This is a genomic window from Mycobacterium yunnanensis, from assembly GCF_025823185.1.
Classification (GTDB): domain Bacteria; phylum Actinomycetota; class Actinomycetes; order Mycobacteriales; family Mycobacteriaceae; genus Mycobacterium; species Mycobacterium yunnanensis.
This window is the reverse complement of sequence record NZ_JACKVK010000008.1, coordinates 826,149-848,484: the sequence shown is the minus strand read 5'-3', so window position 1 is coordinate 848,484 and position 22,336 is coordinate 826,149. Positions and strand designations below refer to the sequence as shown.

22 protein-coding genes are annotated in these 22,336 nt (G+C 68.7%); 15 read left to right on the top strand and 7 right to left on the bottom strand.

The annotated features are described in order from the left end of the window. Nucleotides 1-21: 21 nt before the first annotated feature. The 10 genes from H7K45_RS14080 to mmsB all read left to right on the top strand — a co-directional run bounded on the left by H7K45_RS14080 (nt 22) and on the right by mmsB (nt 12,031). Nucleotides 22-1,581 carry a flotillin family protein gene (locus H7K45_RS14080; RefSeq protein ID WP_263996415.1) on the top strand — a complete coding sequence of 520 codons (1,560 nt, stop codon included), beginning with the start codon at nt 22-24 and terminating at the stop codon, nt 1,579-1,581. Nucleotides 1,582-1,644: 63 nt separating this feature from the next. Next, nucleotides 1,645-3,342 carry a response regulator gene (locus H7K45_RS14075; protein WP_263996414.1) on the top strand — a complete coding sequence of 566 codons (1,698 nt, stop codon included), beginning with the start codon at nt 1,645-1,647 and terminating at the stop codon, nt 3,340-3,342. Between the two features lie 41 nt (nt 3,343-3,383). Further along, on the top strand, nt 3,384-4,853 hold the full coding sequence (locus tag H7K45_RS14070; RefSeq protein WP_263996413.1) for an ATP-binding protein: 1,470 nt from the start codon (nt 3,384-3,386) through the stop codon (nt 4,851-4,853). A gap of 66 nt (nt 4,854-4,919) precedes the next feature. Continuing rightward, nucleotides 4,920-5,765, top strand: a complete 846-nt coding sequence (locus H7K45_RS14065; RefSeq protein ID WP_263996412.1) for an LLM class F420-dependent oxidoreductase — start codon at nt 4,920-4,922, stop codon at nt 5,763-5,765. A 30-nt stretch (nt 5,766-5,795) separates the two neighbouring features. Next, nucleotides 5,796-6,650 carry an LLM class F420-dependent oxidoreductase gene (locus H7K45_RS14060; RefSeq protein ID WP_263996411.1) on the top strand — a complete coding sequence of 285 codons (855 nt, stop codon included), beginning with the start codon at nt 5,796-5,798 and terminating at the stop codon, nt 6,648-6,650. Nucleotides 6,651-6,682: 32 nt separating this feature from the next. Then, nucleotides 6,683-7,678 (top strand): dTDP-glucose 4,6-dehydratase, encoded by a 996-nt coding sequence (gene rfbB / locus H7K45_RS14055; protein WP_263996410.1) that lies wholly within the window; start codon nt 6,683-6,685, stop codon nt 7,676-7,678. After that, complete coding sequence (gene rfbC / locus H7K45_RS14050) at nt 7,675-8,286, top strand: dTDP-4-dehydrorhamnose 3,5-epimerase (RefSeq protein ID WP_263996409.1); 612 nt, start codon at nt 7,675-7,677, stop codon at nt 8,284-8,286. Before rfbB ends, rfbC begins: the two co-directional genes overlap by 4 nt. A gap of 149 nt (nt 8,287-8,435) precedes the next feature. Beyond that, the gene (locus H7K45_RS14045; protein WP_263996408.1) at nt 8,436-9,956 is read left to right on the top strand and encodes a CoA-acylating methylmalonate-semialdehyde dehydrogenase; all 1,521 of its coding nucleotides are present in this window, start codon (nt 8,436-8,438) and stop codon (nt 9,954-9,956) included. 9 nt (nt 9,957-9,965) lie between these two features. Then, a complete protein-coding gene (locus H7K45_RS14040) occupies nt 9,966-11,129 on the top strand; it encodes an acyl-CoA dehydrogenase family protein (protein ID WP_263996407.1) in 1,164 nt (387 codons plus the stop codon). Between the two features lie 26 nt (nt 11,130-11,155). Beyond that, complete coding sequence (gene mmsB / locus H7K45_RS14035; protein WP_263996406.1) at nt 11,156-12,031, top strand: 3-hydroxyisobutyrate dehydrogenase; 876 nt, start codon at nt 11,156-11,158, stop codon at nt 12,029-12,031. Here the strand turns inward: mmsB and H7K45_RS14030 are convergent. Further along, nucleotides 12,017-12,796: an HAD family hydrolase gene (locus H7K45_RS14030; RefSeq protein WP_263996405.1), complete on the bottom strand. Its 780-nt coding sequence runs from the start codon at nt 12,794-12,796 to the stop codon at nt 12,017-12,019. The two genes, mmsB and H7K45_RS14030, sit on opposite strands and share 15 nt — an antisense overlap. Nucleotides 12,797-12,902: 106 nt before the next feature. On the opposite strand from H7K45_RS14030, the gene H7K45_RS14025 reads away from it, so the two are divergent. Beyond that, on the top strand, nt 12,903-13,571 hold the full coding sequence (locus H7K45_RS14025) for a response regulator (protein WP_263996404.1): 669 nt from the start codon (nt 12,903-12,905) through the stop codon (nt 13,569-13,571). Then, a complete protein-coding gene (locus tag H7K45_RS14020) occupies nt 13,568-14,809 on the top strand; it encodes a GAF domain-containing sensor histidine kinase (RefSeq protein ID WP_263996403.1) in 1,242 nt (413 codons plus the stop codon). Before H7K45_RS14025 ends, H7K45_RS14020 begins: the two co-directional genes overlap by 4 nt. Here H7K45_RS14020 and H7K45_RS14015 read toward each other — a convergent pair. Genes H7K45_RS14015 through secY form a run of 6 tightly spaced genes read right to left on the bottom strand, consistent with a single transcriptional unit; the run spans nt 14,806 to nt 19,318 of the window. Beyond that, complete coding sequence (locus tag H7K45_RS14015; RefSeq protein WP_263996402.1) at nt 14,806-15,321, bottom strand: MarR family transcriptional regulator; 516 nt, start codon at nt 15,319-15,321, stop codon at nt 14,806-14,808. The genes H7K45_RS14020 and H7K45_RS14015 overlap by 4 nt on opposite strands. Before the next feature lie 33 nt (nt 15,322-15,354). Continuing rightward, a complete protein-coding gene (locus tag H7K45_RS14010) occupies nt 15,355-16,095 on the bottom strand; it encodes an anti-sigma factor family protein (RefSeq protein ID WP_263996401.1) in 741 nt (246 codons plus the stop codon). Then, a complete protein-coding gene (locus H7K45_RS14005; protein WP_308206407.1) occupies nt 16,092-16,607 on the bottom strand; it encodes a sigma-70 family RNA polymerase sigma factor in 516 nt (171 codons plus the stop codon). The genes H7K45_RS14010 and H7K45_RS14005 overlap by 4 nt, the downstream gene beginning before the upstream one ends. 41 nt (nt 16,608-16,648) lie before the next feature. After that, nucleotides 16,649-17,446, bottom strand: coding sequence for a type I methionyl aminopeptidase (map, locus tag H7K45_RS14000; protein ID WP_263996400.1), 798 nt, complete (start codon nt 17,444-17,446; stop codon nt 16,649-16,651). A 4-nt stretch (nt 17,447-17,450) separates the two neighbouring features. After that, entirely contained in the window at nt 17,451-17,996 is a 546-nt protein-coding gene (locus tag H7K45_RS13995; protein ID WP_263996399.1) for an adenylate kinase, read from the bottom strand. Next, nucleotides 17,993-19,318, bottom strand: coding sequence for a preprotein translocase subunit SecY (secY, locus tag H7K45_RS13990; RefSeq protein WP_263996398.1), 1,326 nt, complete (start codon nt 19,316-19,318; stop codon nt 17,993-17,995). The genes H7K45_RS13995 and secY overlap by 4 nt, the downstream gene beginning before the upstream one ends. A gap of 275 nt (nt 19,319-19,593) precedes the next feature. Between secY and H7K45_RS13985 the strand changes: the two genes are divergently transcribed. Genes H7K45_RS13985 through H7K45_RS13975 form a run of 3 tightly spaced genes read left to right on the top strand, consistent with a single transcriptional unit; the run spans nt 19,594 to nt 22,331 of the window. Continuing rightward, complete coding sequence (locus H7K45_RS13985; RefSeq protein WP_263996397.1) at nt 19,594-20,517, top strand: class I SAM-dependent methyltransferase; 924 nt, start codon at nt 19,594-19,596, stop codon at nt 20,515-20,517. Beyond that, complete coding sequence (locus H7K45_RS13980) at nt 20,514-21,416, top strand: class I SAM-dependent methyltransferase (RefSeq protein ID WP_263996396.1); 903 nt, start codon at nt 20,514-20,516, stop codon at nt 21,414-21,416. The genes H7K45_RS13985 and H7K45_RS13980 overlap by 4 nt, the downstream gene beginning before the upstream one ends. A gap of 12 nt (nt 21,417-21,428) precedes the next feature. Continuing rightward, the gene (locus H7K45_RS13975) at nt 21,429-22,331 is read left to right on the top strand and encodes a class I SAM-dependent methyltransferase (RefSeq protein WP_263996395.1); all 903 of its coding nucleotides are present in this window, start codon (nt 21,429-21,431) and stop codon (nt 22,329-22,331) included. Nucleotides 22,332-22,336 lie beyond the last annotated feature (5 nt).

Sequence of the window (22,336 nt, the reverse complement as noted above, 5' to 3'; positions counted from 1 at the left end):
CCCGAACGGAAGGCACCCCAGATGTCCACTCTCCTCATCGTCGCGATCGCGGTCATCGCCGGGCTGCTGCTCCTGGTGGTGCTCCCCCTGATCTACGTGAAGAACTACATCAAGGTCCCGCCCAACGAGGTTGCGGTGTTCACCGGTCGCGGCCACCCCAAGGTGGTCCGCGGCGGGGCCCGTTTCCGCGTGCCCGGCATCGAACGCGTCGACATCATGTCGTTGGAGCCGTTCAACGTCAGCATCAACCTGCAGAACGCCCTGTCCAACAACGGCGTCCCCGTCAACGTCGAAGCCGTCGGTCTGGTGCGCATCGGCTCGGCCGACGAAGCGGTGCAGACCGCCGTGCAGCGCTTCCTCACCTCCGACCTCAGCGAACTGCAACGCCAGATCAACGAGATCCTTGCCGGAAGCCTTCGCGGCATCACCGCGACCATGACCGTCGAGGACCTCAACTCCAACCGCGACACCCTGGCCCGCAGCGTGGTCGAGGAGGCGGGCAGCGACCTGGCTCGCATCGGCATGGAGGTCGACGTCCTCAAGATCGCCGGGATCAGCGACGCCAACGACTACCTCAAGTCCCTCGGCCAGCGACGCATCGCCGAGGTCAAGCGTGACGCCACCGTCGGCACCGCCGAAGCCGAACGAGACGCACAAATCCAGTCGGCGAAGGCCCGGCAGGCCGGGTCGGTCGCGCAAGCCGAGGCCGACACGGCGATCGCGATCGCCAACCAGAAGCGCGACGTCGAACTTGCTCGGTTGCGCGCACAGACCGAGGCCGAGAACGCCCAGGCCGACCAGGCGGGGCCGTTGGCCAACGCCCGCGCCCAGAAGGACGTGGGCATCGCCACAGAGCAGGCAGAGGCGGCACGCATCCAGGCCCGCATCGAGGTGGAGCAGCGCCGTAGCGAGCAGGCCCAGGCCGCCCTGCAGGCAGACGTGATCGCGCCGGCGGAGGCGCAGCGCCAGGCCGACGTCGCCCGCGCCGAGGGGCAGCGCCGTTCGGTGATCCTGGCCGCGGAGGCGCAGGCCGAGTCCGCCGTCCGCGCCGGGCAAGCCCAGGCCGACGCCCGCAAGGCGGCCGCCGACGCACTCCGCGTGGAGAAGCAGGCCGAGGCGGATTCGCTGCAAGCCAAGCTGGTCGCCGAGGCCGCGGGCAAGAAGGAACTGGCGGACGCCTCACGGGTCGAGCAGCTCGCCGAGGCCGCCGGCATCGAGGCCAAGCTGGTCGCCGAGGCGACCGGTAAGAAGGAGATCGCCGCGGCGCTCAACAGCTATACCGCCGAGGCGGCGCGCATGCTGATGCTGCCCGACGTGCTGGCCTCGGTGGTTAGGGCGACCGAGGCGGCCGCGGCACCGCTGGCCGAGATCGACCGGTTGTCGATCATCGGCGGATCGAGTGACGCGCAGGACGCGATGGGCGGTCTGCTGGGCGTCAGCCCGCTGGCCGTGGCCAAGATCGTCGAGGCGCTGAAGACCTCCGGGATCGACGTGGCCGGGATGCTCAACCGCTTCGGTACTGAGGCCGTTACACCCGTGGAGGCTCGGTCGAACTCGCATCCGATTCCGCCGTCGGAGTAACCAGCGCACCTCGAGGTCCGTCAGGGTGATATCGGCTGGACGACCAGCGCATAATTGATCACGATGACCGGACCCACTTCGCAGCCCCGCCATCCCGTGATCCTCACCGTGGACGACGACCCCGCCGTGTCGCGCGCCGTGGCGCGCGACCTCCGCCGCCATTACGGCGAGCGGTACCGCATCGTCCGGGCCGAGAGCGGGCCCGACGCGCTGGCGACCCTCAAGGAACTCAAGCTCCGCGGCGACACCGTTGCGGTGCTCGTCGCCGACTACCGGATGCCGCAGATGAGCGGCATCGAGTTCCTAGAGAAGGCCATGGACCTGTTCCCGCTGGCCAAGCGCGTGCTGCTGACGGCCTACGCGGATACCCACGCCGCCATCGACGCCATCAACGTCGTCGACCTCGACCACTACCTGCTCAAGCCGTGGGACCCGCCGGAGGAGAAGCTCTACCCGGTGATCGACGGGCTGCTCGAGGAGTGGCGCGCCGTCGGCGACCGGGCGATGCCCTACACGAAGGTGATCGGGCACCGCTGGAACCAGCGGTCCTGGGAGGTGCGTCAGTTCCTGGCCCGCAACCAGTTCCCGTTCCGGGCATACATGGCCGACGAACCCAAGGGTGAGCAACTGCTCGACGCCGCCGGCCTCGACGGTCGCGACCTACCCGTCGTGATCACCGAGAAGGGCGAGGCGATCGTCGAGCCGACCGACGGCCAGCTCGCCGAGCTGCTCGGCCTGTCGACCGAACCGTCGCTGCCGATGTACGACCTCGCCGTCATCGGCGGCGGCCCCGCGGGGCTTGCGTCGGCGGTGTACGGCGCCTCCGAGGGGCTCGAGACCGTCCTCATCGAACGCACCACGACCGGCGGGCAGGCCGGCCGGAGCTCGCGCATCGAGAACTACCTCGGGTTTCCGATCGGCGTCTCCGGTGCCGAGCTGACCAACTCTGCCCGGCGCCAGGCCGAACGGTTCGGCGCCGAGGTCATCACCACCCGCGACGTCGTCAAGCTGCACGTCGGCGAGACCGCGCCGACGATCGAGTTCGAGGACGGCAGCACCATCGGCGCCCGGTCCGTCATCCTTGCTACCGGCGTCGAATACCAGGAGCTCAAGGTGGTCGGCTGCTGGAACGACCCGTCGGATCCGGACGGCTGCAACTACGTCGGCCGCGGTGTCTACTACGGCGCTTCGGTGTCCGACGCCGAGGAGTGTCGCGACGAGGACGTCTACATCGTCGGCGGCGCGAACTCGGCGGGTCAGGCCGCGATGTTCATGTCCAAGACCGCCAAGTCGGTGACGTTGCTGGTACGGGGCCCCTCACTGGAGGCGTCGATGTCGCACTACCTGATCGAGCAGATCGAGGCGAACGACAAGATCGCGGTCCGTACCTGCACCGAGGTGGTCGACACCGTCGGTGAGGACGGACACCTGTCCGGGCTGGTCCTGCACAACCGGCAGTCCGGCGAACGGGAGACGGTGCCCTCCGGACGGTTGTGCTGCTTCATCGGGGCGAGCCCGCGCACCGAATGGCTCGACGGCGTTCTCGCCCTCGACGAGCGTGGCTTCGTGCTCGCCGGACCAGACCTCAAGGACGTCTGCGGCTGGAACCGGGAACGTCCGCCGCACCACTTGGAAACAAGTGTGCCCGGTGTGTTCGTTGCAGGAGACGTGCGCTCTGAATCCGCGAAGCGGGTGGCGGCCGCCGTCGGTGAAGGGTCGATGGCCGTGATGCTGGTGCACCGCTACCTGGCCGAAGCGTGAGTGTCGGCACCGCCGGCGAAAGCCTAGAAAGGACCATCCCGATGGGCGAAACCTGCCTGCCCGACGAGCTCCGCACGCTGTTCCTGTTCGAGAAGTTGTCCGACCGCCAGCTCGAGTCGCTGTGCGCGCACGGCCACCTCGCGCGCTTCGAGCCGGGGCCCATCTGCATCGAGGGTGAGGCCGCGACCTGCTTCTACGTCCTCGTCGAAGGCGAGTTGGTGATGTCCAAGCGCTCCGGCGGGGCCGACATCGAGACCAATCGGACGTCGCAGCGCGGCGTGTACTGCGGCGCGTGGAGCGCGTTCGTCGACGGCGTACCCCAGGTCTACGAGTCGTCGGTGAGGGTGACCAAGCCCTCGAAGTTCTTCGTGCTCGACGCGGCGGCCTTCGGTGACTTCGTGCGGGCCGAACTCCCGATGGCGGTGCACCTGCTCGAGGGTCTCAAGGTCGGCGGGTTGCGCCAGCGCCAGATCATCGACCAGCGCGAGAAGCTGTTGGCGCTGGGTCAGCTGTCGGCGGGTCTGACCCATCAGCTGAACAACCCCGCGGCCGCGGCCGCGCGCGCGGTGAGCGACCTTCGCGAGAAGATCGCGGGCATGCGCCACAAGCTGGCGATGCTGGCCGACGGCAAGTTCAGCCCCGAGGGGTTGCGGGTCCTGGTCACCTTCCAGGAGGAGGTAGCCGAGCAGGTCGCCAAGGCCAAGGCGCTCGAGCTCACCGCACTGGAAGCCTCCGATCGGGAGGATGCGATCGGCGACTGGCTCGAAGACCACGGCATCGCGGCGGCGTGGGACTACGCGCCGACGTTCGTCGAGGCAGGGCTGGACATCGACTGGCTCGAGCGCATCTCCGCCTCGGTCGACGAGGTCGACGCCACCGCGTCACTGCAGGGGGCGATCGGCTGGCTGCGGTACACCATCGACACCGAGCTGATGATGAACCAGATCGCCGAGGCCAGCAGCCGCATCTCGGCACTGCTGGCCGGTGCCAAGCAGTACTCGCAGATGGACCGCGCGCCGTATCAGAGCGCCAACGTCCACGAACTGCTGCGCAGCACCATCATGATGTTCGGCGAGAAGCTGGGCAAGGACAAGCCGGTGAAGCTGGTCAAGGAACTCGACAAGACGCTTCCCGAAATACAGTGCTATCCAGGCGATCTCAACCAGGTCTGGACCAACGTCATCGACAACGCGATTCAGGCGATGGGCGGGCACGGCACGCTCACCATCCGGACCTCCGCAGTCGGCGAGGACGCCATCAAGGTGGAGATCTGCGACGACGGCCCTGGCATCCCGCCCGAGGTCGTCGACCGCATCTTCACGCCGTTCTTCACGACCAAGGCCTTTGGCGAGGGCACCGGGCTGGGGTTGGACCTGGCCTGGCGCATCGTCGCCCAGAAGCACCACGGCAACATTCGGGTGGAGTCCAAGCCCGGTGACACCCGCTTCATCATCGTGCTGCCGCTGGTGGCGCCGAAGCCCGAGGAATCACCTGCCGACGTCGCGGACTAGAGCAAGGGTTCGGCTCGGGCGGATCGTGACGGAATAGCCGCCTCGTCCAGAGGGGTTGACCCGGGAATGGCGAAACCACAGCTCGGGAAGTTCGGCGTCTTCGGTCACTACTCGCAGTGGCAGCAGCTGCCGCCCGACCAGCTTCGCGAGATCGAAGCGCTCGGGTACGGCGCGCTGTGGGCCGGTGGATCGCCGCCCGCGGACCTCGAATGGGTCGAACCAATCCTGGGTGAGACCGAGCGGCTGACGCTGGCCACCGGCATCGTGAACATTTGGACCGCCGCGGCAGGTCCCGTCGCCGAATCGTTCCATCGCATCGACGCGGCCTACCCCGACCGCTTCCTGCTCGGCATCGGCGTCGGCCACCCCGAGGCCCAAGCCGAATACAAGAAGCCGTACGACGCCCTCACCGAGTACCTCGACGAGCTCGACCGCCTCGGCGTGCCGAAGGATCGGCGCGTGGTGGCCGCCCTCGGGCCCCAGGTGCTCAAGCTGTCGGCACGCCGCAGCGCCGGCGCCCACCCGTACCTCACCACCCCTGAACACACCAGGCAGGCACGGGAATTGGTTGGCCCGGAGACGTTCATCGCCCCCGAGCACAAGGCCGTCTTGACCACCGACGCCGAGCAGGCCCGCGCCGTGGGCCGCCAAGCCCTCGAGATCTACCTGAACCTGGCGAACTACCTCAACAACTGGAAGCGGCTTGGTTTCACCGACGCCGACGTCGCGAAGCCCGGCAGCGACGCGCTGGTGGACTCCGTCGTCGCCCACGGCACGACGGACGCCGTCGCCGCGCGACTGGCCGAGCATCTCGCGGCGGGTGCCGACCATGTTCCGGTTCAGGTGTTGACGGGTACTGACAAGCTGGTGCCCGCGCTCACCGAGTTGGCTGGACCGCTCGGGCTGCAGTGACCAACCCACTGGAAAGGGACAGTTCCACGCATGACTGACGTCGCCGATCTCAAGCCCAACCTCGGACGCTTCGGCGTCTGGACCGCCGGGCCCGTCACCCCCGAACAGGCCAAGGAGATCGAGAGGCTGGGGTACGGCGCAGTCTGGGTCGGCGGCTCCCCCGCCGCCGATCTCGCGTTCGTCGAACCCCTCCTGGAGGCCACCACCACGCTGCAGATCGCGACCGGCATCGTCAACGTGTGGTCGGCGCCTGCCGCCGAGGTCGCCGCGTCCTATCACCGCATCGAGGCGGCGTATCCGGGTCGCTTCCTGCTGGGTGTCGGCATCGGACATCCGGAGCACACCGACGAGTACCGCAAGCCCTATGACGTCCTCGTCGAGTACCTCGACGCACTCGACGTGGCGAACGTCCCGACCAGCCGTCGCGTCCTGGCGGCGCTGGGCCCGAAGGTGCTCAAGCTCTCCGCGCAGCGCAGTGCGGGCGCCCACCCCTACCTGACGACGCCCGAGCACACGGCTCAGGCGCACAACCTGGTCGGCAACGCGGTGTTCCTCGCACCCGAGCACAAGGTCGTCTTGGCCAGGGATGCCGCCAAGGCCCGCGAGATCGGCGGGCAGACCGTCGAGTTCTACCTGGACCTGAGCAACTACGTGAACAACTGGAAGCGTCTGGGCTTCACCGATGCCGACGTGCAGAAGCCCGGTAGCGACAAGCTGATCGACGCCGTGGTCGCACACGGCACGCCCGACGACATCGCTCAGCGCCTGCAGGAGCACCTCGACGCGGGCGCCGACCACGTGTGCATTCAAGTCCTCGGCGGCCAGGACGCGCTGATTCCGACCTTGACCGAATTGGCCGGTCCGCTGGGGCTTTCGACCGACTGACGGACCGGGTGGACCAGCTAGGGTTCATCACCATGCGTCTGCTGGTCACGGGTGGTGCCGGTTTCATCGGTGCGAACTTCGTGCACGCCACGGTGCGCGATCATCCCGAGGCTCGCGTGACCGTGCTCGACGCACTGACCTACGCGGGTAGCCGGGAGTCCTTGGCGCCGGTCGTCGACGCCGTGCATCTGGTGCACGGCGACATCGGCGACGCCGAGCTGGTCGGGAAGTTGGTCGCCGAGTCCGACGCGGTCGTGCACTTTGCCGCCGAGACGCACGTCGACAACTCGCTGACCGACCCGGAGGCGTTCCTGCGCACCAACGTCGTCGGCACGTTCACCATCCTGGAAGCGGTTCGCAGGCACGGCATCCGGCTGCACCACGTATCCACCGACGAGGTGTACGGCGATCTGCCGCTGGGCGAGCCCGTTCGGTTCACCGAGGCCACGCCGTACAACCCGTCGAGCCCGTACTCGTCGACGAAGGCGGCCTCGGACATGCTGGTGCGCTCGTGGGTGCGCTCCTACGGCGTGCGGGCGACGATCTCCAACTGCTCCAACAACTACGGGCCGTATCAGCACGTGGAGAAATTCATCCCACGTCAGATCACCAACGTGCTGACCGGGCGACGCCCCAAGTTGTACGGCGAGGGTGCCAACGTCAGGGACTGGATTCACGTCGCCGACCACAACCGCGCGGTGTGGCGCATCCTCTCCGACGGCGAACCGGGCCGGACGTATTTGATCGGCGCCGACGGGGAGCGTGACAATCTGACGGTGATGCGCACGCTGCTGCGTCTGATGGGCCGCGATCCCGACGACTTCGACCACGTCGCCGATCGCGCCGGGCACGACCTGCGGTATGCGATCGACCCGTCGGCGCTGCGCGACGAGTTGGGCTGGGCGCCACTGCACGACGACTTCGAGTCGGGGCTCGCGGCGACGATTCAGTGGTACCGCGACAACGACTCGTGGTGGCGCCCACTCAAGGACGCGTCGGAGGCGACGTACGAGGAGCGCAACCAGTGACGTTCCGGGAGCTGTCGATCCCGGGCGCCTGGGAGATCACCCCGACGGTGCGCCCCGACGCCCGTGGCCGGTTCTTCGAGTGGTTCAGCGACGCCGAATTCACCGCCATGACGGGGCACGCCCTCGACCTGCGGCAGGCCAACGTGTCGGTGTCGGCCGCGGGCGTGCTGCGCGGTCTGCACTTCGCCCAGCTGCCGCCGAGTCAGGCCAAGTACGTCACGTGCGTGCGGGGTGCGGTGTTCGACGTCGTCGTCGACGTTCGGGTGGGGTCGGCGACCTTCGGCCGGTGGGATTCGGTGCTGCTGGACGACCGCGATCATCGCAGCGTCTACCTGTCGGAGGGCTTGGCGCACGGTTTCCTCGCGCTGGAAGACGATTCGACGGTCAGCTACCTGTGCTCGGCGGGCTACTCCCCCGAGCGCGAACACACCATCTGCCCCACCGACCCGGCCGTCGGCGTGGACTGGCCGCTGGTCGACGGCGTGGCGCCCACCCTCTCGGAGCGTGACGCCGCGGCACCGACGTTGGCCGACGTTCTGGCTGCGGGCCTGCTGCCCACGTGGGACGAGGCGCAAGCCTTCGTGTCGGGTCTGCGCTCGCGTTCCTAGCCCTTTTGCCCGCGTCGAGTGTGCGCACAGATCGCATTCTGTCGCCAGAACGCGATCTCTCAGCGCACGCGACTCCGGCGACCCTTGCGGATGCCCATCCCCATTACTAGGATCTCCTAGTAATCGATTTTCCGTCGGAGGGCAAGGCCATGACCACACAGATTTCGCACTTCGTCGACGGCCGCCGGGTCGACGGCCACTCCGGCCGCACCGCCGACGTGCTCAACCCCAGCACCGGCGAGGTTCAGGCGCAGGTCCCGATGGCCTCGGCCGACGAAGTCGACGCCGCCGTCCAGGTCGCCGTGGCCGCCCAGCGGGAGTGGGCCGCCTGGAACCCACAGCGCCGCGCCCGGGTGATGATGAAGTTCGTCGAGCTGGTCAACGCCAACGCCGACGAACTGGCCGAACTGCTGTCCTTGGAGCACGGCAAGACCGTCGCCGACTCGCGCGGTGACATTCAGCGCGGTGTCGAGGTCATCGAGTTCGCCATCGGCATCCCGCACCTTCTCAAGGGCGAGTACACCGAGGGCGCCGGCGGCGGCATCGACGTCTACTCGTTGCGTCAGCCCCTCGGCGTGGTCGCCGGGATCACGCCGTTCAACTTCCCCGCGATGATCCCGTTGTGGAAGGCCGGTCCGGCGCTGGCCTGTGGCAACGCCTTCATCCTCAAGCCGAGCGAGCGTGATCCGTCGGTGCCGGTGCGCCTGGCCGAGCTGTTCATCGAAGCCGGCCTGCCCGCGGGCGTCTTCCAGGTGGTGCACGGCGACAAGGAGGCCGTCGACGCGATCCTGCACCACCCGGACATTCAGGCCGTCGGCTTCGTCGGCAGCTCCGACATCGCGCAGTACATCTACTCGACCGCCGCGGCCAACGGCAAGCGCGCGCAGTGCTTCGGCGGCGCGAAGAACCACATGATCGTCATGCCCGACGCGGATCTGGACCAAGCCGTCGACGCGCTGATTGGGGCGGGTTACGGCAGCGCGGGCGAACGCTGCATGGCGATCAGCGTCGCGGTGCCCGTCGGCGAAGAGACGGCGAACCGGCTGCGCGCCAGGCTCGTCGAGCGCGTCAACCAACTGCGGGTCGGTCACAGCCTCGACCCGAAGGCCGACTACGGCCCATTGGTCACCGCCGCCGCGCTGGCCCGGGTGAAGGATTACATCACCCAGGGCGTCGACGCCGGTGCCGAGATCGTCGTCGACGGCCGGGAGCGTGCCAGCGACGACCTCACCTTTGGCGACGCCAGCCTGGAGGGCGGCTACTTCATCGGGCCGACGTTGTTCGACCACGTGACGCCCGACATGTCGATCTACACCGACGAGATCTTCGGACCGGTGCTCTGCATCGTGCGCGCCGAGACCTACGAGGAGGCCCTGGCGCTGCCCTCGGAGCACGAGTACGGCAACGGCGTCGCGATCTTCACCCGCGACGGCGACACCGCCCGCGACTTCGTCTCCCGCGTGCAGGTCGGGATGGTCGGCGTCAACGTGCCGATCCCGGTTCCGGTGGCCTACCACACCTTTGGCGGGTGGAAGCGCTCCGGGTTCGGCGACCTCAACCAGCACGGCCCGGCCTCGATCGTCTTCTACACCAAGGTCAAGACCGTCACGCAGCGGTGGCCCTCCGGCATCAAGGATGGCGCCGAGTTCTCCATCCCGACGATGAAGTAGCGCCGCTCGATGGACTACTTCGGTCTCGACGACGACGAACGCGTCATCACCGAGGCGGCCGCGGAATTCGCCGCGAAACGCCTTGCGCCCCATGCCCTCGCCTGGGACGAGGAGAAGCACTTCCCGGTCGACGTCATGCGTGACGCCGCCGAGATGGGCATGGCGGCGGTGTACTGCTCCGAGGACGTCGGCGGCAGCGGGCTGCGCCGAATCGACGGGGTGCGCATCTTCGAGCAGCTCGCGTCGGCCGACCCGACGATCGCCGCCTTCATGTCCATTCACAACATGTGCACGTGGATGGTCGACACCTACGGCACGGCCGAACAACGCAAGTCGCTGGTGCCGCGACTGGCGTCGATGGAGTTGGTCGCCAGCTACTGCCTCACCGAACCCGGTGCGGGATCGGACGCAGCGGCGTTGCGCACCAAGGCAATTCGCGACGGTGACCACTACGTGCTCGACGGGGTCAAGCAGTTCATCTCCGGCGCCGGCGTGTCCGACGTCTACGTCGTGATGGCCCGCACTGGCGGCGAAGGGCCCCGCGGCATCTCGGCGTTCGTGGTCGACAAGGACACCCCTGGCGTCAGCTTTGGTGCCGACGAGGTCAAGATGGGGTGGAACGCCCAGCCCACCGCACAGGTGATATTCGAAGGCGCGCGGGTTCCGGCCACGGCGATGCTCGGCGGCGCCGACGGCGAGGGCACCGGTTTCGGCATCGCGATGAACGGGCTGAACGGCGGCCGCATCAACATCGCCGCCTGCTCGCTCGGCGGCGCACGGACGGCGTACGACAAGGCCATCGCCTACCTGTCCAGCCGCGAGGCATTCGGAATGACCCTGCTCGACGAACCCACGATCCGGTTCACCGTGGCCGACATGGCCACCAAACTGGAGACGTCGCGAAACCTGTTGTGGCGGGCGGCATCCGCGCTGGACGCCGACCACCCGGACAAAGTGGAGCTGTGCGCCATGGCCAAGCTCTACGTCACCGACACCTGCTTCGAGGTGGCCGACCAAGCGTTGCAGTTGCACGGCGGGTACGGATACCTGCGGGAGTACGGCGTCGAGAAGATCGTCCGCGATCTGCGGGTGCACCGGATACTCGAGGGAACCAACGAGATCATGCGTGTGGTGATCGGCAGGGCCGAAGCTGCCAGTCGCCGCGCGTCGTGACCACCAACGGCGACGGGAGACACACGATGGCGACGATCGCGTTCTTGGGACTGGGCAACATGGGTGGCCCCATGGCAGCCAACCTGGTGGCCGCGGGGCACGTCGTCCGCGGCTTCGACCTCGTCGACGCACTGCGTGACGCCGCAGAGGCCTCGGGCGTCACCGTCGTCACGAGCGGCGCAGAGGCGGTCGACGGAGCGGACGTGGTGATCACCTCGCTGCCCAACGGCGCGATCGTCAGGGCTTGCTACGACGACGTGCTCTCGGCCGCCAAGCCCGGCACGCTGTTCGTCGACACGTCGACCATCTCCGTGGACGACGCACGCGCTCTGAACGCCCTGGCCGTGGCGCACGGACACGATCACGTCGACGCGCCCGTCTCCGGCGGGGTCAAGGGTGCGACGGCGGGCACGCTGGCGTTCATGGTCGGCGGCACCGACGCCGCCGTCGAACGCGCCAGGCCCGTCCTGGAACCCATGGCGGGCAAGATCATTCACTGCGGCGGCTCCGGGAACGGCCAGGCCGCCAAGGTGTGCAACAACATGGTGCTGGCCGTGCAGCAGATCGCCGTCGGCGAGGCCTTCGTCCTGGCCGAGAAGCTCGGCCTGTCGGCCCAGTCGCTGTTCGACGTGGTCACCGGGGCGACGGGCAACTGCTGGTCGGTGCACACCAATTGCCCCGTGCCGGGACCGGTTCCGACGTCACCGGCCAACCACGACTTCAAGCCGGGGTTCGCGACCGCGCTGATGAACAAGGACCTGGGGCTGGCGATGGCCGCCGTCGCGTCGACGGGGTCCGCGGCGCCGCTGGGCACGCACGCCGCGCAGATCTACTCGGAGTTCACCGAAGCCAACGCCGACAAGGACTTCAGCGCCGTCATCGAGCTGCTACGCGGCAGCTGACCGACCTCCGCGTACCCACGAGGCGGCGTGCAGGCGCTGACAGTCGGTGATCGTCAGCCCGTCGAAGTCCGCGCGGGCGCCGACGGCCTCGGGGTCGACGAGCACACCGACCGCACCGGCGGCGGCCGCCGCGCGCAGCCCGGCCGGCGATCCGGTGAACACCAGCGCGTCGTGCGGCGGGGCGCCGATCTCGGCGAGAGCCGCCCGCAACCCCGCACCGTGCGACGCGGCGACGGGTAGGTCGTCGGCAGTCACGATCGTCTGGATCAGGCCGTCGCCGACCAGTTGGCGCACCAGTGGGTCGACCCACCGTCGACGGCCCGTGCTGACCACCCCGACGGCGACGCCCGCGGTGAACGCGTCGGTGACCAGGTCGACGAGACCTCGCCGGGCGTCGATGTTGGCGGCCAGGATGACGTCGTCGAGCAGTCGGGCCTTGGTCGCACAGATCCGTTCGACGAGCAGTCGGAGCAGCACGTCGCACTCGGTGGAGATGCCCCGGGCCCGCAGCTCTGCGGCGACGCGCTGCCGTTCGTCGGGCAGCGCGAGCAGCTTGCGGTAGCGAGCCGCCGACCAGGTCAGGCTCAATCCGTGGGCGGCGAAGGCCGCGTTGAACGCCAGCCGGTGGCCTCCGCACTCGACCTCGGCGAGCGAGTCGAGGTCGAAGATCACCGCGCGCACCGGGTGCGCGCCCGACTCGCCCGGACGGGACGAATCCCACCAGAACCGGCCTGCCCGCCACGCGCCCTGCACCGTCTGCACCATGCCACCCAGGGTGGCGCACGTCACACGTCGGGCACCTCCCCCATCCGGGGGATTGAACGGGTCAACATGGGCTGCCTGCCACCGGAGCGGCCCTATGCTTCCTGCCATGCCGCCCGCCGCACGCCCCCCGGTGCGGCTCGTCCTCGTCGACGACCACGAAATGGTCATCGAGGGACTCAAGGCCATGCTGACCGCGTACGTCGACCGCGTAGAGGTCGTCGGCCAGGCCGTCGGCGCCGAACGGGCGATGGCGGTGGTGGCCGAACTCGACCCCGACATCGTGCTGTGCGACGTGCGGATGCAGGGCTCCAGCGGCCTCGACCTGTGCGCCGCCATCAAGGAGCGCGAACCGCACCGCAAGGTGGTCATGCTGTCGGTCTACGACGACGAGCAATACCTCTTCCAGGCGCTCCGGGTCGGAGCGTCGGGTTATCTGTTGAAGAGCATCGGCAGCGACGAGCTGGTCCGCCAGCTCGAGTTCGCCCACACCGGCGAGACCGCCATCGATCCGGGCATGGCGGCACGAGCCGTCGACACGGCCGCCCGGCTGCAACGCGACGAGTTCTGGCCGGGAGCCCGGCAGGGGTTGACCCAACGGGAGAGCGAAATCCTGTCCTACGTCGTCAACGGCCTGTCCAACCGCGGCATCGCGACGAAGCTGGTGATCGGCGAGGAGACCGTGAAGACCCACTTGCGCGCCATCTACCGCAAGCTCGACGTCGCCGATCGCACCGGCGCGGTCGCCACGGCGTTGCGCGAGGGGATCTACCGGTGAGGCCGGGGCGACCGTCGGCCCGGCGCGGCACGAACGCCGTCCACGACCTGGTCGACGCCGACCGCGAGCTGGCCCTGCTGCGTGAACTGATCCAAGCCGCGTCCAGCGGCCCTGGCGTGGAGCCGTTGGCCGAGGCCGCCGCGCGAATGATCACCGCCGCGACGGGCACCGACGTGTGCTTCGTCCACGTGCTCGACGACGCCGAACGGTCCCTGACCCTGACGGGAGCCACCCCGCCCTTCGACGCCGAGGTCGGCAAGATCCGGCTGCCGTTGGGTCACGGCGTCTCGGGGTGGGTGGCCAGCCACCGCGAGCCGGTGGTGATCGTCGACGACAAGGAGTCCGATCCCCGGTATCTCCCGTTCGAATCGTTGCGCGGCTCGGACTTCACCTCGATGGTGTCGGTGCCGATGGAGACCGATCCCGGCGGTCTGGTGGGCGTGTTGAACGTGCACACCGTCACCCGGCGCGACTTCACCGCGCGCGACGTCGAGACGCTCACCGTGATCGGCCGGCTGATCGCCGGTGCGATGCACCAGGCGCGGCTGCACCGGCGACTCGTCGCCCGCGAACGCGCGCACGAGAACTTCGTCGAGCAGGTCATCGAAGCCCAGGAGATGGAGCGCCGCCGCCTCGCCGGTGACATCCACGACGGCATCTCCCAGCGCCTGGTGACGCTGTCCTACCGGTTGGATGCGGCGACGCAGGCGGTGGGCGTGAACGCTGCCGCGGCCGCCGAGCAGCTGGGCATGGCACGCGAGCTGGTGGATCTGACGCTGCAGGAGGCGCGCGCGGCGATCGGCGGGTTGCGGCCGCCCGTGCTCGACGACCTGGGCCTCGCCGGCGGGCTCGCCAGCTTGGCGCGGTCCATCCCGCAGGTGGAGATCGGTGTCGACCTGGCCGACACCCGGCTGCCCGACCACGTCGAGATCGCGATCTACCGAATCGCCCAGGAGTGTCTGCAGAACGTGGTCAAGCACGCCCACGCCGCCCACGCCAGCCTGACCTTCTCGGTCAGTGACGACGTCGCGCGCCTGGAGATCGTCGACGACGGCCGTGGTTTCGACACCTTCGAGAACCCGCTGGGCGGTGACGAGATGGGCGGCTACGGGTTGTTGTCGATGGCCGAGCGCGCCGAGATCGTCGGCGGCCGGTTGCACATCCGGTCGCGGCCCGGCGCCGGTACGGCGGTCACCGCGACCATTCCACTCCCGCCCGCGACCGCGCGGGAGGGCTAGAAGTCCCCGGCCTTGCGGCGCAGCGTCTGGATGGCCGAGGCCAGCGCGGCCGATTCCTCGTCGGACATCCCGATGTCGGCGAACACCTCGTCGTTGAGGGTCCTCGTGGCGTCCTCGACCGTGGAGCGGCCCAAATCGGTGAGCCGGACCAGGGTGGTGCGCCCGTCGGTGGGGTGGGGCGTGCGCTCGACGAGGCCGTCGCCCTCCAACCGCCGGATCGCGTGCGTGACGCTGGTGACGTGGACCTGAAGCCGGTCCGACGCCTTGGTGATGGGCAGCGCGCCGCTGCTGCTGAACGCTAGCAGCCGGAGCAGTTCATAGCGCGAGAAGCTCAGGTCGTAGGGGCGCAGCGCCGCCTCGACGCGGGCCAGCAGGATCTGATGGGCTCGCATCACCGAGGTGACGGCGACCATCCCGTCGGCGACGGCACCCCAGCCCGCGTGCTCCCAGTTCGCGCGGGCCAGCGCAATGGGGTCACGCTGCGTCGGCGGCTCCGTCGGCTGTGAGGACACGCCCCTTCATACCGCACCGACGCCGGGATCTGCTCACGTCCGGCGCTCGAGCAACACCTGACCGGTGTCGACGGAGACCACCTGCACTGACGCGATCTGGTCCTTGGGCATCGGGGTGTTGCCGCTGGGCAGCGCGGTGGCGCCGGACAGACCGAGCCAGGTGGCGACCTGGGTGCGGCTGCCGTCACGACCGACGACGACCATGCCCAGGTTGCTCGGCTTGGTGTCCGGGCTGCCGGACCACTCGCCGTAGAAGCAGGCCATGTCGATGCGGGTGCCCCAGGCGAAGCCCGTCAGCCCGACGGTCGCGGCGTAGGACGTCGGCGCCAGCTTGGTCATCTGCTGCTGGGCGACGGGTTCCTCGGTGTCACTGCTGCGGAGCCCCATCAGATCGGGTCGGACGACGACGACGAGCCCGACGGCGATCAGGGCGGCCGCGACGGCGACCGACGTCGTCGTCAACCATCTGGACCGGCGCCTGCGCCACCGCACCTTGTCGAGCACCGACGCCCGCACCTCCTCGCGCAGCGGCGGCGGCTCGGGTTGATCGCCGTCGAGGCCGCGGACCTCGTCCTCGTCGAGGAGACCGAGCAGGGCGGGCATCCCGCTGAGTTCGGCGACGGCGTCGCGGCATCGGTCACACCGTTGAAGATGAGTCTCGAATTCGCGTCGCTCGGCGCTGGACAGCGCACCAAGCACGTAGGCGGCGTCCCACGTCGAGTAGGAGTCCCCGTCGGCCGAGTCGGGACCGTGGCATCCCGTGCAGTCGATCATCGTGTCACCCCCATCTCTTGCAAGTTGAGCCGCAGCGCTCGCATCGCATAATGCAGCCGGGACTTGACGGTGCCCTCGGCGATGTCCAAGTCGGCGGCGGTCTGCGCCACGCTCCAGCCCTGGTAGTACGCCCGCTGGATCACGGCGCGGTGGTCGTCGGAGAGTTGGCTCAGCGCGGTGCCCAGAAGCAGCTTGTCCAGTGCCGTGTCGACCTCGTCGGGCCCGGCGCGGTCGGCGACGGCCTCCACGTCGGGTGTACCCGCCTCGTGGCGAAATCTCGCGCTGCGGCGTTCGTCGATGACGAGATTGCGCGCGACGGTGAAGAGCCAGGCCCTTGCCGAGCGTTCGGCGTCGTCGGTTACTTCTGGGTGCCGCCACGCGCGCAGCAGTGTTTCCTGGACGACGTCCTCGGCGCGCGCCTGGTCACCGGTCAGGCGCAGGGCATACCGCCACAGCGCAGCGGCGTGCTCGTCGTACAGCACCCGCATCATCGCGGCCTCCGGATCGTCCACGAGCACCTCCACTACTTACACGTAGCGGACGTCCGTCCGGTTCAGAGCGTGAGGATCCGTGGCCCGTCGTCGGTGGCGGCGACCGTGTGTTCCCAGTGTGCGGCGCGGGTGCCGTCGGCGGTGATCACGGTCCACTCGTCCTCCAGCACGACGGTCTTCGTGGTGCCGAGGGTCAGCATCGGTTCGATGGCGAGCACCGAGCCGGCGACGAGGTGGGGACCGCGTCCGGGTGAGCCCTCGTTGGGCAGGAACGGGTCCATGTGCATGCTCCGGCCGATGGCGTGCCCGCCGTAGCCCTCGACGATCCCGTAGGTGCGGTCGTGGCGCGCCTCGGCGGCGTGCGTCCCCACCTCGATGGCGTGGGAGACGTCGGTGAGGCGGTTGCCGGGCACCATGGCGGCGATGCCGGCCTCCATGGCCGAGCGGGTCGCCTCCGAGAGTGCCTCGTCGGCCGGGATGAGGGGGCCCACGCCGAAGGTGACCGCGGAATCGCCGTGCCAGTCGTCGAGGATCGCGCCGCAGTCGATGGACACCAGATCGCCGGCGGCCAGCAGCTCATCGGCCGACGGGATGCCGTGCACGACGCGGTCGTTGACCGACGAGCAGATGCTGCCGGGAAAGCCGTGGTACCCCAGGAACGACGGGATGCCGCCACCGTCGCCGATGACCGCCTCGGCGATGGCGTCCAGTTCGAGGGTGGAGACGCCCGGTTGGGCGGCCTGGCGCACGGCGCGTAGTGCGGCGGCGACCAGCGCCCCGGCCGCGGCCATCGAGTCGAGTTCACCGGCGGTGCGGTGCGGCACGACCTTGCGGCCGCGCAGGCCGGGCAATCCGATCATGGGGCTACTTGCCGAGGGCGCGCAGAGCGCGGGCGAACACCTCGTCGGGATCGCCGACGGCGTCGACGGTCTTGAGCTCGTCGGCGTAGTAGTCGAGCAGTGGCGCCGTCTCGGCCCGGTAGACGTTCATCCGGTTGAGGATGACCTCTTCGGTGTCGTCGGCACGTCCCCGGCTCTTGAGCCGCTTGAGCAGTTCGTCCTCGGAGACCCGGAACTCCAGGACCGCGTCGAGCTGCAGGTCACGCTTGGCCAGCATTTCGCGCAGCGCCTCGGCCTGCTCGACCGACCGGGGAAACCCGTCGAGGATGAAGCCGTCGGCCACGTCCTCGTCGTCGAGTCGGTCGTCGACCAGCGCGTTGGTGAGGGTGGCGGGGACCAGATCGCCGGCGTCGAGGTACTTCTTGGCCTCCACGCCCAGCTCGGTGCCGGTGGTGATGTTGTGCCGGAAGAGGTCGCCGGTGGAGACCTGCGGGATGCCGAGCTTGTCGACCAGCTTCTCGGCTTGCGTGCCCTTGCCTGCGCCGGGGGGTCCAAGCAACACGATTCTCACTTGAGGAACCCTTCGTAGTTGCGCTGCATCAGCTGGCTCTCGATCTGCTTGACGGTGTCCAGACCGACACCGATCATGATCAGAACCGCAGTGCCACCGAAGGGCAGGTTCTGCACGCTACCGGTGTTGCCGATCTCCAAGAACAAGTTGGGCAGAACGGCGATCACACCGAGATAGATCGAGCCGGGCAGGGTGATTCGGCTCAGAACGTATCGCAAGTAGTCGGCCGTCGGTTTGCCAGGTCGGATGCCGGGGATGAAGCCACCGAACTTCTTCATCTCGTCGGCGCGCTCGTCGGGGTTGAACGTGATCGACACGTAGAAGTACGTGAAGAACACGATCAGACCGAAGTAGATGCCGATGTAGACGGGGCTCGCGGGATTGCTCAGGTAGTCCGCGACGAACTTGTCCCACCAGCCGGTGCCGGGGTTCGAACTGCCGCTCTGGACGAGCTGCGTGATCAGGTGCGGGATGTAGATCAGCGACGAGGCGAAGATGACCGGGATGACGCCGGCCTGGTTGACCTTCAGCGGCAGGTACGTCGACGTGCCGCCGTACATCCGCCGCCCGACCATGCGCTTGGCGTACTGGACGGGGATGCGTCGCTGACCCTGTTCGACGAAGACGACGCCCACGATGATGATCAGGGCGGCGATGCAGACCATCGTGAACACGGTCGGTCCGCGACCGTCGAGGATCATCTTGCCCTCCGACGGGATGCGGGCGGCGATGCCCGCGAAGATCAGCAGCGACATGCCGTTGCCGATGCCACGCTCGGTGACCAGCTCGCCCATCCACATGACCAGCGAGGCGCCCGCGGTCAGCACCAGCACGATGACGACGAGGGTGAAGATCGACGAGTTGGAGATGATGTCGAGGCTGCAGCCCTGCAGCAGGCCGCCGTTGGCCGCCAGCGCGACGATCGAGGTGCCCTGCAGCAGCGCCAAGGCCACCGCGAGGTACCGCGTGTACTGCGTCATCTTGGCCTGGCCGGACTGGCCTTCCTTGCGCAGCTGTTCGAACCGCGGAATCACCACGGTGAGCAGCTGCACGATGATGCTGGCGGTGATGTAGGGCATCACGCCGACGGCGAAGACCGACAGCTGAAGCAACGCGCCGCCCGAGAACAGGTTGATCAGCGAGTAGATCTGCGCCGAGTCACCACCCTGAACCTGCTCGATGCACTTCTGCACGTTGGGGTAGTTGACGCCGGGAGACGGCAGCGTGGCGCCGACCCGGTAGAGGATGACGATGCCGAGGGTGAAGAGAATCTTCCGTCGGAGGTCGGCCGTCCGCAGTGACGAGATGAAAGCCGAAAGCACTCTTCCTCCTGCGCAGCCGGACTTCCGTCGCGGCGTGCCGATGGGGCTGGTCCAACCAGCACGTTATGGGTAAGTCCCGAGCGATCCGTCAGGCCGACGCGCAGGCATGCCTGCAGCCAGCGCAATCGCGCGTTGGAACAGTCTACGAGGGTAACAGTTGCCGTCGGTCGGACCCTCATCCGATCGACGTGGCCGCAGCCCGGTGGGCGTATCAGCTTCGAAGCGTACAGTCGGCTCCGGCTCATTACATCAGCTAACTAATCGTTGGAGCACCGATGTCAGATAGCTTGCGTCACGACGGAGACGAATGGGACCTCGCGTCGAGCGTGGGGGCCACGGCCACCATGGTCGCGGCCGCGCGTGCCATCGCCTCGAAGGAATCCGACCCCATCATCGACGACCCCTACGCCGATCCCCTGGTTCGTGCGGTCGGCGTCGACTTCTTCGTCAAACTGGTCGACGGCACCCTTCCACTCGACGACGAGGAAGCCGACGCGGGCAAGATGCTGGCCGACGTGATGGCGGTCCGGACGCGCTTCTTCGACGACTTCTTCCTCGACGCGGGCCGGGCAGGCATACGGCAGGCCGTGATCCTGGCCTCGGGCCTGGACTCGAGGGCCTACCGGCTGCCGTGGCCGACGGGCACGTCGGTGTTCGAGATCGACCAACCCGCGGTGCTCGGCGCGAAGTCCGCGGCGCTGGCCGATCTGGGCGCCACCCCCACCGCCGAGCGGCACGCCGTCGCCGTCGACCTTCGCGACGACTGGCCGGCGGCGCTCGTGGCCGCCGGATTCGACGCCGGGGTGCCGACGGCCTGGAGCGCGGAGGGTCTCCTGGTCTATCTGCCGCCGGAGGCCCAGGACCGCCTCTTCGACGACATCACCGCCGTGTCGGCGCCGGGCAGTCGTCTGGCCACCGAGTACCACCCCGACGGCGGCGCGGCACTGGGCGGCCGTGCGACCGGCCTCGCCGACAAGTGGCGCGCGCACGGCTTCGACGTCGACGTGGCCTCCCTGGCCTACGGCGGCGAGCGCACGCCCGTCGCCGACTACCTCACCGGCAAGGGGTGGCACGTGTCGGCTCGTCCCCGGCCCGACGTCTTCGCCGACTACGGCCGGCAGTTCCCCGACTCCGAGGCCCTCGAAGCCCTGCGCAATTCCCTGTCGGTCATCGCCACCTTCGAAGGAGAACGTTCATGACACGCACTGCCGACGACAGCTGGGACCTGGCCTCCAGCGTCGGCGCCACCGCCACGGCGGTCGCCGCGATGCGAGCCATCGCATCCCAAGGTCCCGACCCCCTCTTGGACGACCCGTGGGCCGAGCCGCTCGTGCGGGCCGTCGGGATGGACGCCTTCGTCAAGGTCGTCGACGGCGAGTCCTTCGGCGCCGACGACGACCCGCTGCTGGGCCGGCGGGCCATCACCGAGCAGATCGCCGTCCGCACCCGGTTCTTCGACGATTTCTTCACCGCGGCCACCGCGGCCGGCATCCGCCAGGCGGTCATCCTGGCCTCGGGTCTGGACACCCGCGCCTACCGACTGGCGTGGCCCGACGGCACCGTGGTCTACGAGATCGACCAGCCTGAGGTGGTCGCGTTCAAGACCCAAACCCTCGCCGATCTGGGTGCCGAACCCGCCGCCCGGCGAAGCGCCGTGGCGATCGACCTGCGCAACGACTGGCCGGCGGCACTGCGAGAGGCCGGGTTCGACGCAGGAGCGCCCACCGCGTGGGCCGCCGAGGGCCTGCTGGTGTACCTGCCCCCCGAGGCTCAGGACCGGTTGTTCGACCACATCACCGAGCTGTCGGCACCGGGCAGCCGCATCGCCACCGAGCACATGGACCTCGCCGCGATGCCCGACGACTGGGCGCAGCGGCTCACCGAGCGCACCAAACGGACGGGGTCCGAGATCGATCTCGCCGACCTGTTCTTCGACGGCGAGCGCAACACCGCGGCGGACTACCTCGCCGGGCTCGGCTGGACCAACGAGATTCGCCCGACCGCAGAGGCCTACGCCGCCAACGGATTCGAGTTGCCCGACGACGACCTGGCGACGTTCGGCGGCACCTCCGGTTACCTGACGTCGACGTTGAAGTAGAGGAGAGATTCCGTGGCGAGAACCGATGGCGATTCGTGGGACCTGGCCTCCAGCGTGGGCGCCACGGCGACGATGGTGGCCGCGCAGCGCGCGCTGGGACACCGCGAGAAGCTGATCGAGGATCCCTACGCCGAACCACTGGTGCGGGCCGTCGGCGTCGACCTCTTCACCCGGATGCTCGACGGCGACGTCGACTTCACCGCCATCGATCCGGCCTACACACCGCGGCGGGCCGCGGAGGGCATGGTGGTCCGCACCCGGTTCTTCGACCAGATGTTCCTCGACGGCGCGGCCGACGGGGTGCGTCAGGCCGTGATCCTGGCCGCCGGCCTCGACGCCCGCGGCTACCGGCTGCCGTGGCCGGACGGCACGGTCGTCTACGAAGTCGACCAGCCCGAGGTGATCGCGTTCAAGACCACGACGCTGGGCGACATCGGCGCCGAGCCGACCGCCACCCACCGGACGGTCGCTGTCGACCTCCGCGACGATTGGCCAAAGGCCTTGCAAGACAATGGCTTCGACTCGACACAGCCGACGTCCTGGAGCGCGGAGGGCCTGCTCATCTACCTGCCGCCCGAGGCGCAGGACAAGCTGTTCGACCACATCACCGCGCTGTCGGCACCGGGGAGCCGGCTGGCCACCGAGCACGTGCCGGATCTCGCGGCGTTCACCGACGACCGCTCACAGGTGCTGCGTGACCGCATCAAGCAGTTGGGCTCCGATCTGGAGATGGCCGATCTGGTCTACCAGGGCGAGCGCAGCGACCCCGTCGACTACCTGACCGAACGGGGTTGGGACGTCACCGTGGCGCCCATCCGAGAGGCGCACGCGGCCAACGACTTCGAGTACCCCGACGACGAGATGTCGCAGATGATGAGCGATCTGCGCTACGTCAGCGCGGTGTTTCGGGGCTGACCCTC

Coding starts and splice junctions, on each gene's coding strand:
- H7K45_RS14080 (WP_263996415.1), top strand. CDS start 22: ATGTCCACTCTCCTCATCGTCGCGATCGCGGTCATCGCCGGGCTGCTG.
- H7K45_RS14075 (WP_263996414.1), top strand. CDS start 1,645: ATGACCGGACCCACTTCGCAGCCCCGCCATCCCGTGATCCTCACCGTG.
- H7K45_RS14070 (WP_263996413.1), top strand. CDS start 3,384: ATGGGCGAAACCTGCCTGCCCGACGAGCTCCGCACGCTGTTCCTGTTC.
- H7K45_RS14065 (WP_263996412.1), top strand. CDS start 4,920: ATGGCGAAACCACAGCTCGGGAAGTTCGGCGTCTTCGGTCACTACTCG.
- H7K45_RS14060 (WP_263996411.1), top strand. CDS start 5,796: ATGACTGACGTCGCCGATCTCAAGCCCAACCTCGGACGCTTCGGCGTC.
- rfbB (WP_263996410.1), top strand. CDS start 6,683: ATGCGTCTGCTGGTCACGGGTGGTGCCGGTTTCATCGGTGCGAACTTC.
- H7K45_RS14045 (WP_263996408.1), top strand. CDS start 8,436: ATGACCACACAGATTTCGCACTTCGTCGACGGCCGCCGGGTCGACGGC.
- H7K45_RS14040 (WP_263996407.1), top strand. CDS start 9,966: ATGGACTACTTCGGTCTCGACGACGACGAACGCGTCATCACCGAGGCG.
- mmsB (WP_263996406.1), top strand. CDS start 11,156: ATGGCGACGATCGCGTTCTTGGGACTGGGCAACATGGGTGGCCCCATG.
- H7K45_RS14030 (WP_263996405.1), bottom strand. CDS start 12,796: ATGGTGCAGACGGTGCAGGGCGCGTGGCGGGCAGGCCGGTTCTGGTGG.
- H7K45_RS14025 (WP_263996404.1), top strand. CDS start 12,903: ATGCCGCCCGCCGCACGCCCCCCGGTGCGGCTCGTCCTCGTCGACGAC.
- H7K45_RS14010 (WP_263996401.1), bottom strand. CDS start 16,095: ATGATCGACTGCACGGGATGCCACGGTCCCGACTCGGCCGACGGGGAC.
- map (WP_263996400.1), bottom strand. CDS start 17,446: ATGATCGGATTGCCCGGCCTGCGCGGCCGCAAGGTCGTGCCGCACCGC.
- H7K45_RS13985 (WP_263996397.1), top strand. CDS start 19,594: ATGTCAGATAGCTTGCGTCACGACGGAGACGAATGGGACCTCGCGTCG.
- H7K45_RS13980 (WP_263996396.1), top strand. CDS start 20,514: ATGACACGCACTGCCGACGACAGCTGGGACCTGGCCTCCAGCGTCGGC.